Origin of the sequence: Streptomyces sp. SAJ15, from assembly GCF_007595705.1 — a bacterium.
GTDB lineage: Bacteria > Actinomycetota > Actinomycetes > Streptomycetales > Streptomycetaceae > Streptomyces.
Genome location: NZ_NISY01000005.1, coordinates 224,196 through 239,492, shown reverse-complemented (window position 1 = coordinate 239,492; position 15,297 = coordinate 224,196). Strand labels below are relative to the sequence as shown.

Below are 15,297 nucleotides of genomic sequence, written 5' to 3'. Positions count from 1 at the left end.
CTTCACAGGGGGTAGGGGGAGCCATGGCCGTCGTCCACGACGCCACTTCAGAACCATCCACCGACTCGTTGACCGACCTCGTCCGTGAGGCCCTCTCCGGCCTCGACGACGCCTCGGGACTGCGCCGCTTCCCGCGCGCCGTCCTGGAGCGGCTGGGCGCGCTCGGCGTGCTGCGCCGCCGCTGGGCGGGCCCGCACCCCGGCGACGTCGTCTTCGGCGTCGAGCTCGCCGAGCAGGTCGCCCGGAGCGCGCCGACCGGCATCGCGGTGGGGGTGAGTCTGCACACCGAGTCGGTGCTGTCCATCCTGCACCGCTTCGGCGGCGACTCCGACTACGTCGCCGACCTGCGCGAGCGCGCCCTCGACGGCACCGCCATCGGGGCGCTGGCCGCCAGCGAGCCCACCGGCGGCAGCGACCTGTCGGCGGTGCGCACCCTGGCCACCCCGGCGGCCGGCGGCTGGCGGATCAACGGCAGCAAGAAGTACGTCTCGCTGGGCGCCGTCGGCGACTTCGTCATCGTGCTGTGCCGGCTGGCCGACCCCAGCGGCCGCCCCACCCAGCGGCTGGCGACCGTGGTGGTGCCGCTGGACCAGGCCCAGGTGGTGCGCGAGCACGACAAGCTTGGCACCCACGCCCTGGACACGGTGGCCGTGGAGTTCCACGACGTGCTGGTCCCGGCCGAGGCACTGCTGGGCCGGCCCGGGCTCGGGCTGGTCAACGTCAGCTACGGGCTGTCCTTCGAGCGGCTGGCGGTGGGCGCCCAGGTGCTCGGCGCGGTCGGTCACGCGCTGGGCCTGGCCGTGGAGCACAGCGAGCGCCGCGAGCAGTTCGGCGCCCCGCTCCGCTCCCACCAGCACCTCGAGTTCCGGCTCGCCGACGTGCTGGTGGAGCTGGAGGTGCTGCGCGGGGCGGTGCACCACACCGCCGGGCAGCTGATGACGAAGCCGCTGGACCGTGCCCTGGTGGCGCGGGTCGCCGCCGTCAAGGTGCACGCCGCCCGGCTGGCGGAGCGGCTGGTCAGCGAGTGCCTCCAGGTGTTCGGCGGGGCCGGCTACCTGACCCGGGAGACGCCGCTCGGCCAGATGTGGCAGGACGTGCGGCTGGCCCGGATCGGCGGCGGCACCGACGAGATGATGCTCGCCCTGGTCGCCGGCGAACTCCGCGGCGCGACGGAGGCGTACGGCTCCGCCGTGCGGATCACGACATGAGCGGGGCGAGCGAGATGACGCACGCCTGGCCGGCCGGCTCCTGGCTGCCGCGACCGACCCCGCCGCCCGCCACCCGCGGCCTGCGTCTCCTGGTCGCCGGGCTCACCGGACAGGTCGGCCAGGGGCTGCTTGAGGCGTGCGCCGCCCTCGGCGAGGACGCGCCCGAGATCGTCGCGCTGGTGCGACGCCGCCCGCGGGCCGCGCACCTCATGGGCCCGGCCGTGGTCCGACAGCTCGTCGGGGAGGTCACCGCGCCCGGCTGGGGCCTGACCGAGTCCGACCTGGAGCGGCTCGGCGAGATCGACGCCGTGCTCAACCTGGCCGGGGCCACCGACTGGACCGCCAGCCACGCCCTGCTGGACAAGGTGAACGTCCTCGGCGCGGTCAACGGGCTGGAGGTGGCCCAGGGGCTGGGCGCGCGGCTCGGCCGCACGGTCCCCTATCTGTCGGCGAGTTCGGTCTTCGTCGCCGGGCTCGGCGACGGCAGCGTGGTGGAGGACCTGCTCTCCCCGGACACCGACCGCACCCCGTACGAGCTCAGCAAGTGGACCTCCGAGCGGGCGCTGATCGCCCGCGCCCGACGCACCGGACACCCCGTGCTGGTGGCCCGCGTCGGCGGGGTGGTCGGCAACTCGGCGACCGGGCGCACCACCCGGCGCAGCTCGCTGTACCAGCTGGTGTCCCGGCGCGAGGAGGACTCCGCGCTGCGGGTGCTGCCCGCGCAGCGCGGCGCCCGCGTGGACACCCTGCCCCGCGACGTGATCGGCGAGTCGCTGCTGCGGCTGGTCGGCCACGGCCGCGGCGACGGCTTCACCGGCTGGCGTTCCGGCGTGATCGCGCAGGTCGCGGCCGGTGAACGCGCCCCCACCCTGGCCGCGCTGCTGGCCCAGCTGGAGGGCATGGACGCCGGCTCCCGCTACCACGTGCCCCGCCTGGTCCCCGCCTCGCGCGGCGTACTCCAGACCGTGACCCGGGTCGGCACCCGCTATGTGCGCTGGAGCCGACAGGCCGGCAACCGGCTGCACGGACTGCGCTACGTCACCGTCAACCGGGTCTTCGAACGCGGTCGGTTCGCCGCCCTGACCGGCGGCTGGCTGCCCGCGGTGCCGCTGGAGACGACCCTGCGCATCACCTTCGACCTGGCCGAACAGCGCCCCGCGGAGCCGGTGGCCGACCTGCCGCTCGGGAGGTTCCAGTGAAGGTTCTCGTCATCGGATCCACCGGATACCTCGGCTACTGGGTGACCCGCTCCCTCAGCGAGGCCGGGCACCAGGTGGTGGAGCTCAGCCGGCGCGGCCACGCCCGGCACGGCACCGGAATCGTCGGCGACGTCACCGCCACCCACCTCGGGCTGGGCCCCGAGGCGCTGGAGGAGCTGTCCGACGTGACCGCCGTGGTGTCCTGCTTCGGCTCGGTCGACTGGGACCTGGACCCCTCCGCCCTGGTCAACCTCCATGTGACCGGCACCCGGAACGTGCTGAACACGGCGGCGGAGCTGCCGAACGTCCAGCGCGTGGTGCACACCTCGTCCCTGCTGGCGCTCGGCCGCGCCGAGGGCCTGGTCGGCAACCGCGAACTCGCCGTCGGCCAGACCTTCCGCAACTGGTACGAGTACGCCAAGTACCGCGGCGAGGCGGTGGCCCGACACGAGCGGCGGGTCCCGGTGAGCGTCGTCCGCTTCGGGCCGCTGCTCGGCCCCGCCCCCGCCGAGCTGGTGCCGCGCACCGGAGGACCGCTCCAGGCGCTGCCCAACCTGCTCCAGGGCATGCCGCTGTTCCTGGAACACGGCGGCCGCTACCCGGTCTACGTCGGCGACGTGGCCGCCGCCGGACAGGTGGTCGCCGAGCTGGCGCGGGCCGCCGAAGCCCCCGCCGTCTGCACCTACTTCGACCCGGCCCGGCCCACCCTGGCGCGCGTGCTGCACGAGCTGTGCCAGCCGTGGAACGTCGTGCCGCGACTGGTGGAGGGCGGCACCCGGGGCCGCTGGCTGCAACGCCAGGCGGTGCGCCGGCTGGGGCTCGCGGCCAGCACCCTGGAGTACGCCTCGCCGCTGCCCACCCTAGACCCCCAGGTGCTCGACGCCCTGCCCCGGCCGGTGCCGGCCGAACGACCCGGATACATCTCGGCGACAGCGGACATCCTGCGCGACGCGCGGCGGGTGCTGCTGCCCGTGGACGCGGAAGTGAGCCTTCGATGACGACACCCGCCCTCGCGCCCGACGGCACCGAGCGGGACACCGGTCGGCAGCCGCCCTTCAGCCGGGTGGACACCCATGTCCACCCCCACCTGCGGGTCTACTCCGCGGGCAACTTCGGCGAGGTCGCCCCCGAGCGACTCTCCCCGATGTCCTGGTCGCTGGTCGGCCGTCCCATGGAGCTGGGCACCCGACGCTTCGTCGGCCGGGTCCTCGGCCACCCCCGCTGGACCACCGGCTCGACCTACGTCTTCACCGGCTACCTGGGCCTGCGCCCGTACCACAACCTCACGGCGTACTGCCATGTCGCCGAGGAGGTCGTGCTCACCGAGCCGCAGGACGTCACCGAGGCGTACTTCGAAGGCGTCCAGCCGCCGCCCCCCTCCGACGTGGAGCGGGTCATGGGCTGGCGCAAGGTCATGGTGGGCCCGCGGATGCTCACCGAGCTGCTGCGGCTGCGCACCCGCAACGCCAGGCTGGAGCAGCAGGTCTTCGCCTTCGAGCAGGACGTGCGGGACGCGACCGCCGCCGGCGGACTCGACTGGCGGCTGGGCGAGTTCACGGCCCGCGGCAAACGGCTGCTGGAGATCGCCTGGGAGGTGCACATCACCTGCACCTCCGGCGCCGTCGCCGCCGAGGTCGTGCGCCGCAAGGTCACCGACAGACTGGTGCCCCACGCCGACTCGGTGGCCGGCTGGCTGCGCGAGCCCGCCGAGCTGCCGTGGAACCGGCTGTTCGGCCTCGGCCCCATGGCGGACGGCCCCGCCGGCTTCCTGGACAAGGTCTTCTACGAGGTCGCCGACCAGCACCTGCCCTGGGCCGAGTACGCGGTGCGCCCGCTCGCCAAGCCCATGGAGGGCAACGGCGGCCCGGCCGAGGTCAGTCCGCGCGAGGCGCTCATCGGCATGCGGGGGGCGCTGCGCGGCCGGGCCGTCGACGCCTCCGTGCTCTTCCTCGGCGACATGATGTCGGTGCGCGAGCAGAGCAAGTCCCTGGCGATGCGGCTGCTGCACGTGCACCGCACCCTCGCCCGGGAGCTGGCCCGCGCCCGCGGCGTGGCCGACGCCGACTGGCCGTACCTGTCCATGGACGAGCTCAGCGGCCCGGCCGTGCCCGACCCCGTGGAGATCGACCGGCGGCGGGAGTCCTGCGCCGAGGCGCTGGGCCTGGTCATGCCGGACTATCTGGACCTGCGTCCGGGGGCCTCCCCGGACGCGGTGCCCCGGCGCCGCCCCACCGGCGTCTCGCCCGGGGTGTTCGAGGGCGTGGCCATCGGCGTGGAGGACATGCCGACCGAGGACGGCGTGGTCCTGGTCTGCGAGAGCGCCGACGCCAACATCATGCCCATCCTGCCCTTCGTCGGCGCGGTGGTGACCGCGCGCGGCAGTCAGTACTCGCACGTCGCGATCCTGTGCCGGGAGATGGGGGTGCCGGCCGTGGTGTCGCACCCGCTGGCCTCCGACATCGCACCGGGCCGCCGCGTGCACGTGAACGGTGATACGGGAGAAGTGAGGATCCTTGACTGAGAACACCGCCGTCGACACGGCCGCCGGCACCGCGGCCCCGCACTCCATCGAGGCCATCGTGGCCACGCTCGAGGACGCCATCGCCGTCGACCGCCCCCGCCGCGACCTGCGGCTGACCGACTCCATCAGCCAGGACATCCGGCTGGACTCGCTCGCCCTGCTGGAGGTCCTCACCCGCGTCGAGGAGGAGTTCGGCATCGAGCTGATCGACACCCCGGAGACCTACACCGCGGGCACCGTCGGCGACCTCGCCGCCGTCATCCAGAGCAAGGTCGCCGCCACCGGCGCCGATACCGGGCAGGCGGTGTAGGAGACCGGATGCGCGACCTGACGAGCTGGCTCGACAATCCGGCCACCGACGCCGGGATCACCACTTACGACGGCAAGCAGTGGACCCGCCACACCTACGCGGACTTCGCGGACCAGGTGTTCGCCGCCGCCGCCGAGTTGCGGCGGCACGGGATCGGCCGGGGGGACCGGGTCGCGCTGGTCCTGCCCTCCGGGCCGGAGTTCACCCGGTACTTCTTCGCCGCCATGGCCGTCGGCGCCACCCCGACGCCGATCGCCCCCCGCGGCTACCAGGGCCCCGTCGACTACGGCACCTTCGTCGCCGGGCTGCTGGACACCCTGCGCCCCGGCTGCGTCGTCGCCGAGGGGCCCGTGCTGGACCTGCTGGCCGGGCTGCCGGAAGCGGCGCCGCGCGTCATCGACGCGCGGCGGCCGCTGCCACCCGCCGAGGACCGCACCCGCGTCGTGCTGGACAAGGACGACCTGGCACTCGTCCAGTTCACCTCCGGCTCCTCCAGCGCCCCGCGCGGCGTGACGCTCACCAGTGAGGCCGCGCTCGCGCAGGTCGCGCTGCTGGAGGACAAGTACCGCCTCGAACCGGGGTCCTCCTTCGGCTCCTGGCTGCCGCTCCACCACGACATGGGACTCATCGGGCTGTTCCTGACCCCCGTGGTGCTCGGCTGCGAGGTGTCGCTGATGCGGCCCGAGCACTTCGTCCGTCGCCCGCTGGAGTGGCTGAAGATCTTCGGTGAGCGCGGCGGCACCATCTCCGCGATCCCCAACTTCGCCCTGGAGCGGGTGGTCCGCCGGGTGCGCCCGGAGGACCTGGAGGGCATGGACTTCGGCCGCTGGCGGGCGCTGATCGTCGGCTCCGACCGGGTCAGCATGTCCGTGCTCGACGCCTTCCACGGGCTGCTCGCCCCGCACGGGCTGACCCGCGAGGCGCTGTCGCCCTCGTACGGCATGGCCGAGGCGACCCTCGCGGTCTCCGGCGTCGGCCACGGTCGGGAGCCGGAGGCGCTGCTGCTGGGCTCCACCGAGTTCAGCCAGGGCGCCCCGGTGCGGATCGCGGGCCGGCGCCGGCTCGCCGGGGCCGAACCCGGCGACCGGACGCTGCACAGCGTGGTGTCCTGCGGCACCGAGCTGGTCGGCGTCGACATCACGGTGACCGACGAGGACGGCCACGCGCTGCCCGACGGGCACGTCGGCGAACTGCTGGTCCGCTCGCCCGCGCTCTCCCGCGGCTACTTCGGCGCGCCGCCGGAGGACGAGCGGTTCACCACCGGCGGCTACCGCACCGGCGACCTCGGCTTCCGCCACGAGGAGCAGATCTACGTCCTGGGCCGGGTCGGCGACTCCGTCAAGGTCAACGGGCGGTACGTCACCGCCGAGGACGTGGAGCTGGCGCTGGTGCGGGTGCTGGAGCTCCAGCACGACAAGCTCGCCGTCGTCCTCAACTCCGTCTCCGGCACCCCCGCGGTGCTGGTCACCGTCCAGCGCGGGGCGGAGACGCTCGACGTGACCCGACTCGGGGACGTCCTGGAGTCCTTCGGGCTCTCCGCCGACCGCGTCGCCGTGCTGCATGTGGGCGCGCTCGCCGTGCCCCGCACCACCAGCGGCAAACCGCAGCGCGGCAAGCTCTGGCGGTCGCTGGTCGGCGGCGAGCTCACCGGCACCCCGGTGCGCCTGGGCGAGGACTTCCCCTACGCCTTCACCACCGACCCCGACAGCGGCCGCTCACGGGTCGTGCCGCGGCACGGGGACGAGGCCGAGGGGGAGGACGCGGCCGGGGCCGCCCGCCCGGCCGGGGCCGCCCAACCGGCCGGGGCCGCCCAACCGGCCGGGGCCGCGCCGCGCTCGGCGGAGGAGTCGCGCGCCCTCCTCGGCGGCAAGGGCCACCACCTGACCCTGATGCGCCGACTCGGCCTCCCCGTACCGCCGTTCGCGGTGCTGGCCTCGGCCGAACTCGCCGCGCGCCCGGTGGACGCGGAGCGGATCCGCGAGCTGCTCGGCGCGCTGGCCGAGGCGGCGGCGGACACCATGGCGCCGCGCGAGTCCGCGGTGGGACTCGCGGTGCGCTCCAGCCCGCCACGGAGCATGCCCGGGATGATGGACACCCTGCTCGGCATCGGGCTGTCCCCCTCGGACGTCGAGCCGCTGGCCCGCCGGTTGGGCGACCGCGCCGCCGCCTGGGAGGCGCTGCTCACCCAGGCCCGCCAGCTGTGCCGCCACGTCGGCTGCGCCGACCCGGCGCGGCTGGCCGCCGCCGAGGGGGACCCCACCGGCGGCCCGGCGGAGCGGTACGACCGGCTGCGCCGGCTCTACGCCGAACTCACCGGCGCCGACTACCCCGTGGACCCGGTCGACCAGGTGCGGGTCTCCGTCGAGGCGGTGCGCGCCTCCTGGAACTCGGAGCGCGCCCGACGGTACCGGCGGGCGCACGGCATCCCGGAGCGGCCCGGCCCCGCGGTGGTGGTGCAGGCGCTGGCGTACGGCATGGCCGGCGGCGCCTCCGGCAGCGGGGTGGTGTTCAGCCACAACCCGATCAACGGGGACGAGGGGCTGTTCGGCGAGTACCTCACCGGATCCACCGGGGAGGACCTGGTCTCCGGCACCCGCACCCCGCAGGCGGTCGCCGCGCTGGAGGCGCAGGACCCCCGGGCGCACCGGCTGCTGACCGAGCTGGTCGCCCGGCTCCACCACGAGCTGGGCGCCATGGCCGATGTCGAGTTCGTGGTCGAACGCGGCAGGCTGTGGCTGGTCCAGGTGCGCCCCGCGGCCGCCGCGCCACACGTCCTCAACCGGGTCGCCCAGCGCATGTGGCGGGACGGCCGGCTCACCGCGCGGCAGGCCCTGGCCCGGTTGGACGCGGACGCGCTGTTCGCCTCGCCGCCCGCGCGGGTCGCCGGCGAGCCGCCGGGGCTGCTGGCGGTCGGCCTGCCCGCCTGCGCCGGCGTCGCGCACGGCCCGCTGGTCACCGGCGTCGAGGAGGTGTTCCGGCACCCGCCGGGCACGGCGGTGCTGCTCCGCCCGACCACCGAGCCCGCGGACTTCCCCGCCATGACCCAGGCCGCCGCGGTCCTCACCCTGGAGGGCGGGGGCACCTCGCACGCGGCCGTCGTCGCCCGCGAGTTGGACCTCCCCACCGTCGTCGGCGCCCAGCTCCTGGACCCCGACCTCGCGGCCCGGCTACGCGCCGCGGAGCCCGACGGGGAACCGCTCCCGGAGGTCACGGTCTGCGGCACCACCGGCCGCGTCTGGCTGGGCCGGGTGCCACCCGCCCCCGGCGACCCCGACCTGGACCGGGCGCCGGAGCTGCCGGGCGCCGTGGCGACGGGGACGGTGGTCTGCCGTACGGCGGCGCCGGAGGCCACGGACGCGGCCGCGGTCGAGGCCGGAAGAGCCGTGGTTCTGGTGGACCGGGCCACCGGCCGGCCGCTGGCCGTCGCGGCGGACTCGGACCCGACGGCCGCCGCATCAGCCCCGGAACGGGCGCTGGTCTGCGCCGCGGAGGACGAGCTGCCCGCTGCGGGCGACGGCTCCCTCGTCGCCACGGGCGACCCGGCGGTGGCCGAGACCTGGGCGGCGCGGGGCGGCCGGGTCGCGTATCTGCACCCCGCCCCCGACCCCGCCCGTCCCTGGCGGACCCGACTGCCGGACTGCCGTCTCGCGTTCGTGGCGCTCCCCGCCACCGACCAACGAGAGCACGCCCGCTGGTCCCTGGCCATCGCCACGGCCCGACGAGACGCCCGGTGACCGCACCACCGGCCGGGCCCGCGCCCGGCCACCCGACCGCGCGGGCACCGCAACGGCCCGGCGGGGCCGAGCCCCCCGCGACCGCCGACACCCCTCCGGGAGCCGTACGGGCGCCCGGGGCGGCAGACGCTGCCGCGTTCACGGCACCGCCGGCGCCGGGAGCGGGGTCGGACGCCGACCGGTCGCGGGGTGGGGGGTCGGCGGGGGTCGCCGGGGTTCCGGCTCCGGGTGGGGAGGTGGGGGCCGCCGCCGCGGCGACGGGTCCGGAGGCCGGCCCGGCGGTCGAGTCGGGAGCACCCTCGGGGCTCGACCCGGGCGTCGACCCCGGTCCCGGCACCGCGCTGCGGGACCTGCGGCGGCAGTTCGAGGCGGTGCGCGCGCTGTTGGCCGGGGTCGGCGAGCGGGAGTTGGAGCTGCCCACCCCGGCCGCGGGGTGGACGGTGCGGCATCAGATCGGACACCTGGCGGACACCGAGGAGGTCGCGGCCGACACCGTCACCGGGGGGCCGCGGAGCTTCGCCGAGGCGCTGCGCCCGTATCCGGACGCGGCGGCGTTCACCGCGGCCGGGGCCGCGCGGGGGGCCGGCCGCGGGCGGGACGAGCTGGTGGCCTGGCTGTGCCGGGCGCAGGAGGCGACCTTGGCCGCGCTGGCGGGGGCCGGGCCGCGGGCCCGGGTGCCCTGGGGGCTCGGCCTCTCGGTCGGCGCCTTCACCCAGGCGCGGCTGATGGAGAGTTGGGCGCACGGCTGGGACCTGGGACGGGCGCTCGGCACACCGGACCGGCTCACGGCGGAGGCGTGGCACGTGGCCTCCCTCGGCCATGACACGCTCCGGTTCGCCCTGCTGCGGGCGCGGGTGCGGACGCCGCCGGGACACACGCTCCGGCTCGACCTGGACGCGGGCCCGCTCGGGCGATGGACGTTCGGGCCGGCGGAGGCCACCGACGTGGTCTCCGGACCCGCCGAGGCGTGGGTGAGGACGGTGACGCGGCGAGCGGCCGCGGAGGCGCGGGAGCGACTGCGGGTGGACGGCCCGCTGGCCCGGCTCGCCGTCGCCCACGCCCAGGCGTATCTGTGACGCGTGCGCCCGCACGCATCCGCTATCCGCGGGCCCCGGGCGTACCCGGGGCACGGAGACGACACGAAAGGCAGGACGGACGGATGAGCATGCACGAGGTCGACGGGGGCATCCTGCACGCGCTGCGGGTGGCCGGCTGGCTGGGCGCCGAGCGCTTCCCCGCCTGGGGAGTGGCGGAGCCCGAGGACGCGCTGACCCGGCTGGTCGAGGCCGGCCGAGTGCGGCTGGTGCGCAGCCCGCGCGGCGAGATGTACGGGCTCACACCCGAGGGCACTGAGGCGGCGACGTCCGCGGTGGCCGCATGGCTGGCCGGACTCGACCCGGCCGGGAGCGCCGCGCTCGGGGCGGCGCTGGCCGGTTTCGAGGCCCACGACGGAACGCTGAAGCGGCTGGTGACGGGGTACCAGGCGGGCGCCCGGGACACCGTCGGGCAGGATCTGCGCGACTTCCATGAGCAGGCGCGCGGCGCGCTGGACGCGGTCGCGTCGGCCGCCCCGCTGTGGGCGAGCTACCCGGAGCGACTGGAGAACGCGCTGCTCCAGGTGGAGAAGGGCGAACTGGACCATGTGGCCTCGCCGTTGCTGGAGAGCTACCACACGGTCTGGCACCTGGCCCACCGGGACATGCGGCTGGTGTGCGAGGCCCGTCACCCCTGACCGGGGCGGCGAACACCTCGCGGCGCTGATCGAGACGGCTACACCAGCCGGATCCGCGCCGCACCGCCCCTCCGCCGCCGCGCCGGCTGCCGGCCTTCGGCGGCGGCCCCGTACCGCGATCGCGGGGACGGCGGCGGGAGGCGGGAGGCCGGCGGGCTCGCGGTCGCCGAGCGGCCCTATCGGCTGGTGGAGGCGGACGGGCGGGCGCATCCGCGCCGGTTCGCGTACGGCGTCCCCACCGGATATGTCCACTGGGTGATCGCCGCCGGTATCCGTCCCGGCGTCGACTCCGTCACCCTGGGCGATTCGGACGCGATCGCGCGGGCGATCCGACAGCTCCCCTCCCTTGAGGGCGAGTCGGACCAGCCCGTCACCGATTCCCTGGGAGTGAACGCATGAACAGCAGAGCCGACAGGACGGACGCCCCGGTGGACGCCGGGCTGCTCTCCCCGGTACGCGCGGGGACCCCGGTCGAGCGGGCGGTGGACGACGAGGCGTGGCTGGCCGCCATGCTCGACGCCGAGGCCGCGCTGGCCCGGGCCCAGGCGCGCCTGGGCACCGTGCCGCCGAAGGCCGCCGAGACCATCACGGAGGTGGCCCGGGCGGGCGGGCTGGACGTACGGGCGCTGGCCGTGGCGGCCCGCGAGTCGGCCAACCCCGTGGTGGCGTTGGTACGGATGTTCACCGAGGCGGTGGCGGCCGTCGACCCGGCGGCCGCCGAGTACGTCCACCGCGGCTCCACCAGCCAGGACGTCTTCGACACCGCCGCGATGCTGGTCGCCCGCCGGGCGGTGGGCCTGATCCGCGAGGACCTGTGCCGCACGGCGCACGCGCTGGCCCGGCTCGCCGCGGAGCACCGCGACACGGTGATGGCCGGGCGCACCCTCGCCCTGCACGCGGTGCCCGTCACCTTCGGACTCAAGGCGGCGGGATGGCGCCAACTGGTGCGGGACGCAGACGACCGGCTGGCGCGGGTGGAGCGGGACGGGCTGCCGGTCTCGCTCGGCGGCGCCGCCGGCACGCTGGCCGGATACCTGGAGTACGCGCGCCTGGACTCCGCCGCGTTCCCCGAAGGCCCCCTGGGCGCTGAGGGCACTGAAGGCGCTGAGAGCCGTGGGGGTTTCGACCCCGCCGGATACGCCGTACGGCTGGCCGACGCGTTCGCCGACGAGACGGGGCTCGCCCGCCCCCGGCTGCCCTGGCACGCGCTGCGCACGCCGATCGCCGACCTGGCGGCCGCGCTGGGATTCACCGCCGGGGCCCTGGGGAAGATCGCGGTCGATGTGCAGACCCTGGCGAGGACCGAGATCGGGGAGGTCGCCGAGCCCGCCGTGGCCGGCCGCGGCGCGTCCTCGGCCATGCCGCACAAACGCAACCCGGTGCTGGCCACCCTGGTCCGCAGCGCCGCTCTCCAAGTCCCCGCGCTGGCCGGCGCACTGACCCAGCTGCTGGTCTCGGAGGACGAGCGGTCCGCCGGCGGCTGGCACGCGGAGTGGCTGCTGCTCCGCGAGTGCCTGCGCCTGGTCGGCGGCGCCGGTTCGACCATGGCGGAGCTGGCCGAGGGGATCGAGGTGCGGCCCGAGCGGATGCGCGACAACCTCCGACTCACCGGCGGCCAGGTCGTCTCCGAACGCGTCAGCGCCGTGCTCGCCCCGAAGCTGGGCAGGACGGCCGCCAAACGCCTTCTCGACGAGGCGTCCACGACCGCGCGGCGCACCGGGCGACCGCTCGCCGAGGCCCTCGGACGACTCCCCGAGATCGCGGACGTCCTCACCGCCGAGGAACTCGCCGAGCTGTGCGCCCCCGAACGCTACGTCGGCGCCTCCGGCACCCTGGTCGACCGCGCGCTCGCCCAGCCGGACGACCACACCGCCGACGAGGCGTCGGCCCGCCCGGCCGCGCGGTAGCCACCGGCGCCGCGCCGCCCGGCGCCAACCCGCGCCCTCTACGCCCGGCATCGAGGACGCGCGCCGCGCCCGGCACCGACCTCGCGCGCCTACGCCCGGCATCGACGACGCGCGCCGCGCCCGGCGCCGACCACGCGCGCCTACGCCCGGCATCGAGGACACGCGCCACGCCGGCATCGGCCACGCGCGCCTACGCCCGGCATCGAGGACGCGTGCCATGCCGGCGCCGACCTCGCGCGCCTACGCCCGGCATCGAGGACGCGTGCCGCGCCCGGCATCGGCCACGCGCGCCTACGCCCGGCATCGAGGACGCGCGCCACGCCGGCATCGGCCACGCGCGCCTACGCCCGGCATCGAGGACACGCGCCATGCCCGGCATCGGCCACGCGCGCCTACGCCCGGCATCGACGACGCGCGCCGCGCCCGGCGCCGGCCACGCGCGCCAACGTCCGGCGCCAGCCGGCTCAGCGCTCCGCGGGACGTGCCGCGCCATGCCGTCGATCGACTGCGTGACCGTGGTGGCTGGTCGCGCGGTTCTCCGTTCCCCTTCAGGGGCGGCCGTTCGCCGCCGGGTGTCGGCGCGCACCGGGCGGCGGACTTGCCCGCCGTGCGGGCTCAGTACGACCCGTAGCTCCCATAGGGCCTCTGGTACTCGGCGACGAGGCCGAACTGGAGCGGCTCGGCGGGTGTGGGGGGGACCTCCGACACGACGGACACGGTCTCGATCACCTGCTCCGGAGCCTCCTGTTGGGCGGATTCGAGCCGCTCCAGCTCCGCGGCGGACACGAGGGCGACGAGCGGCTTGCCGTGCCGGGTCACCACGACGCGTTCGCCGCCGTACACCACGCGGTTGATGAGCTCCGCCAGCTCGGACCTGGCTTGCGTCACCGGAATCTCATAGGCCATGCTGCGTATCCTACGTTCTGTACGTCCTGTACATTTGGCTGACAACGTTTTCGCCGGGGGGAACGCGCGCGTTGCCCGTCGGTCGACCGTGTACGAGAGCGAACAAGGAGCTGTTGAAGTGGGCGGGAACCTGGTCCGTCTCAGGGAGTCCAGCGGACGGCACGCGCTGGTCTTCATCCACCCGGCGAGCGGATCGGCGGCGTCGTTCCGTGCGCTGCGGCCGCACCTGGCCTCGGACTGCTCCGTGTACGCCTTCCAGGCGTCGGGCATCGACCCCGCCGCCCCCCGATCCATCGAGGGGATCGCGGAGACCTACCTCGCGCAGTTCCGCGCGGCCGACTCCGACGCCACGCCCATCTTCGTCGGCTGGTCCTTCAGCGGCCCGGTGGCCGTGGAGATGGCGCGACTCAGCGAGGAGCGGGGGCACGCTCCGGCGGGCGTCATCCTTCTGGACAGCGCGACCCACGACATCCTGGACGGGCGGACGACCGACCCGGCCACGGAGGTGGGTGGCCTCCTCGGAGTCGACCTCTCCGGCACGGGCGCCACCTCGGTCGACGAACTGCTCGACCACGCGGCGGAGTTGATCGCCGTGGCGAGCGACACGCCCGGTCTGACCGGCGCCGACCTGCGTCCCTTCTGGGACGTCTACGCCTGGCATCAGGGGATCTTCGACGGGGGATGGCAGGCGCGGCCCTGTGCCGCGCCGCTGCTGATGATCAGGGCGCGGGACGAGACCGGCTGGAACGCCGCGCCGGACTGCCTCGGCTGGTCCACGGTCGTCGGGCGTCCGGTGCCCGTCGCGTGGGCCGGCGGCACGCACTACTCGATGATGGACGAGGCTCGGCTCGCCGATGTCGCCCGGGTGATCGACCAGGCCGTCGAGGACTGGGCGGCGACACCGGCACCCCCCGGCGACCCGGCGGCCCCCGCCGGGGCCGGCGCCACGACGCAGCGGTGAAGGCCCGCTTCCGGGTAACCGACCACACCGCGAGGTGCGGTACGGCACCGCCTCGCTCGCCTCGCGCGGTCCGCGGTCCGCGCGGTGCGCACATTTCGTAGCTTCGACAATCGCCCGTCGGGCGGTTTCCGCCAGTTGAACCAGGAGGACTTCGTGAATCCGAACACCGCCGACCACGCCGCCGCTCGACTGCCCCGCCCCGAGGCGCGCTATGTGGTGCCGCGATTCGTCGAGCGCACCGCTCACGGGACCCGTGAATACGACCCGTACGCCAAGCTTTTCGAGGAGCGCATCATCTTCCTGGGCGCGCCGATCGACGACGCGTCGGCCAATGACATCATGGCGCAGTTGGTGTGCCTGGAGTCGATGGACCCGGACCGGGACATCGCCCTCTACATCAACAGCCCGGGCGGATCGTTCACGGCGCTGACGGCCATTTACGACACCATGCAGTACGTGAAGCCCGACATTCAGACGGTGTGCCTCGGGCAGGCCGCTTCGGGCGCCGCAGTCCTGCTGGCGGCGGGCACTCCGGGAAAGCGTATGGCGCTGCCCAACGCCCGGATCCTCATTCACCAGCCGTACACCGAACTGGGGCGCGCCCAGGTCTCGGACCTTGAAATCCAGGCCGCGGAGATCCTGCGGATGCGGGACCAGCTCGAAGAGCTCCTCTCCAAGCATTCCAACGCGCCGCTCGAGAAGGTCCGCGAGGACATCGAGCGCGACAAGATCCTCACCGCCCAGGAAGCCCTGGAGTACGGAATCGTGGACCAGGTCGTCGTGCCCCGCAACAACCAGCTGGTCTAACCGGCGCGCCGG

The 15,297-nt window shown here is 75.2% G+C and carries 13 protein-coding genes; 12 read left to right on the top strand and 1 reads right to left on the bottom strand.

What is annotated here, in order from left to right; all coding sequences use genetic code 11:
• The first annotated feature begins 23 nt into the window (after positions 1-23).
• From CD790_RS16265 to CD790_RS16220, 10 genes are all read left to right on the top strand, one after another.
• Positions 24-1,208: an acyl-CoA dehydrogenase family protein gene (locus CD790_RS16265; RefSeq protein ID WP_144383944.1), complete on the top strand. Its 1,185-nt coding sequence runs from the start codon at positions 24-26 to the stop codon at positions 1,206-1,208.
• Positions 1,205-2,407 (top strand): SDR family oxidoreductase, encoded by a 1,203-nt coding sequence (locus tag CD790_RS16260; protein ID WP_144383943.1) that lies wholly within the window; start codon positions 1,205-1,207, stop codon positions 2,405-2,407. The genes CD790_RS16265 and CD790_RS16260 overlap by 4 nt, the downstream gene beginning before the upstream one ends.
• Positions 2,404-3,405, top strand: a complete 1,002-nt coding sequence (locus tag CD790_RS16255) for an NAD(P)-dependent oxidoreductase (protein ID WP_144383942.1) — start codon at positions 2,404-2,406, stop codon at positions 3,403-3,405. The genes CD790_RS16260 and CD790_RS16255 overlap by 4 nt, the downstream gene beginning before the upstream one ends.
• Positions 3,402-4,928, top strand: coding sequence for a PEP-utilizing enzyme (locus tag CD790_RS16250; RefSeq protein WP_144383941.1), 1,527 nt, complete (start codon positions 3,402-3,404; stop codon positions 4,926-4,928). Before CD790_RS16255 ends, CD790_RS16250 begins: the two co-directional genes overlap by 4 nt.
• A complete protein-coding gene (locus CD790_RS16245; RefSeq protein WP_144383940.1) occupies positions 4,921-5,238 on the top strand; it encodes an acyl carrier protein in 318 nt (105 codons plus the stop codon). Before CD790_RS16250 ends, CD790_RS16245 begins: the two co-directional genes overlap by 8 nt.
• 8 nt (positions 5,239-5,246) lie before the next feature.
• Positions 5,247-8,972 (top strand): AMP-binding protein, encoded by a 3,726-nt coding sequence (locus CD790_RS16240; protein ID WP_144383939.1) that lies wholly within the window; start codon positions 5,247-5,249, stop codon positions 8,970-8,972.
• A gap of 236 nt (positions 8,973-9,208) precedes the next feature.
• Positions 9,209-10,048, top strand: coding sequence for a maleylpyruvate isomerase family mycothiol-dependent enzyme (locus CD790_RS16235; protein WP_144383938.1), 840 nt, complete (start codon positions 9,209-9,211; stop codon positions 10,046-10,048).
• Between the two features lie 83 nt (positions 10,049-10,131).
• Positions 10,132-10,704 (top strand): hypothetical protein, encoded by a 573-nt coding sequence (locus CD790_RS16230; protein WP_144383937.1) that lies wholly within the window; start codon positions 10,132-10,134, stop codon positions 10,702-10,704.
• A 186-nt stretch (positions 10,705-10,890) separates the two neighbouring features.
• Entirely contained in the window at positions 10,891-11,103 is a 213-nt protein-coding gene (locus CD790_RS16225; protein ID WP_399217627.1) for a hypothetical protein, read from the top strand.
• A complete protein-coding gene (locus CD790_RS16220) occupies positions 11,100-12,611 on the top strand; it encodes an adenylosuccinate lyase family protein (RefSeq protein ID WP_144383936.1) in 1,512 nt (503 codons plus the stop codon). The genes CD790_RS16225 and CD790_RS16220 overlap by 4 nt, the downstream gene beginning before the upstream one ends.
• A gap of 615 nt (positions 12,612-13,226) precedes the next feature.
• Here the strand turns inward: CD790_RS16220 and CD790_RS16215 are convergent.
• A complete protein-coding gene (locus CD790_RS16215; protein ID WP_144383935.1) occupies positions 13,227-13,517 on the bottom strand; it encodes a type II toxin-antitoxin system Phd/YefM family antitoxin in 291 nt (96 codons plus the stop codon).
• Between the two features lie 118 nt (positions 13,518-13,635).
• Here CD790_RS16215 and CD790_RS16210 point away from each other — a divergent pair, with 118 nt between their 5' ends.
• Together CD790_RS16210 and CD790_RS16205 are read left to right on the top strand one after the other, a co-directional pair.
• Entirely contained in the window at positions 13,636-14,478 is an 843-nt protein-coding gene (locus CD790_RS16210; protein ID WP_186319048.1) for a thioesterase domain-containing protein, read from the top strand.
• A gap of 153 nt (positions 14,479-14,631) precedes the next feature.
• Positions 14,632-15,285, top strand: a complete 654-nt coding sequence (locus tag CD790_RS16205; protein ID WP_313956517.1) for an ATP-dependent Clp protease proteolytic subunit — start codon at positions 14,632-14,634, stop codon at positions 15,283-15,285.
• The last annotated feature ends 12 nt before the right edge of the window (positions 15,286-15,297 follow it).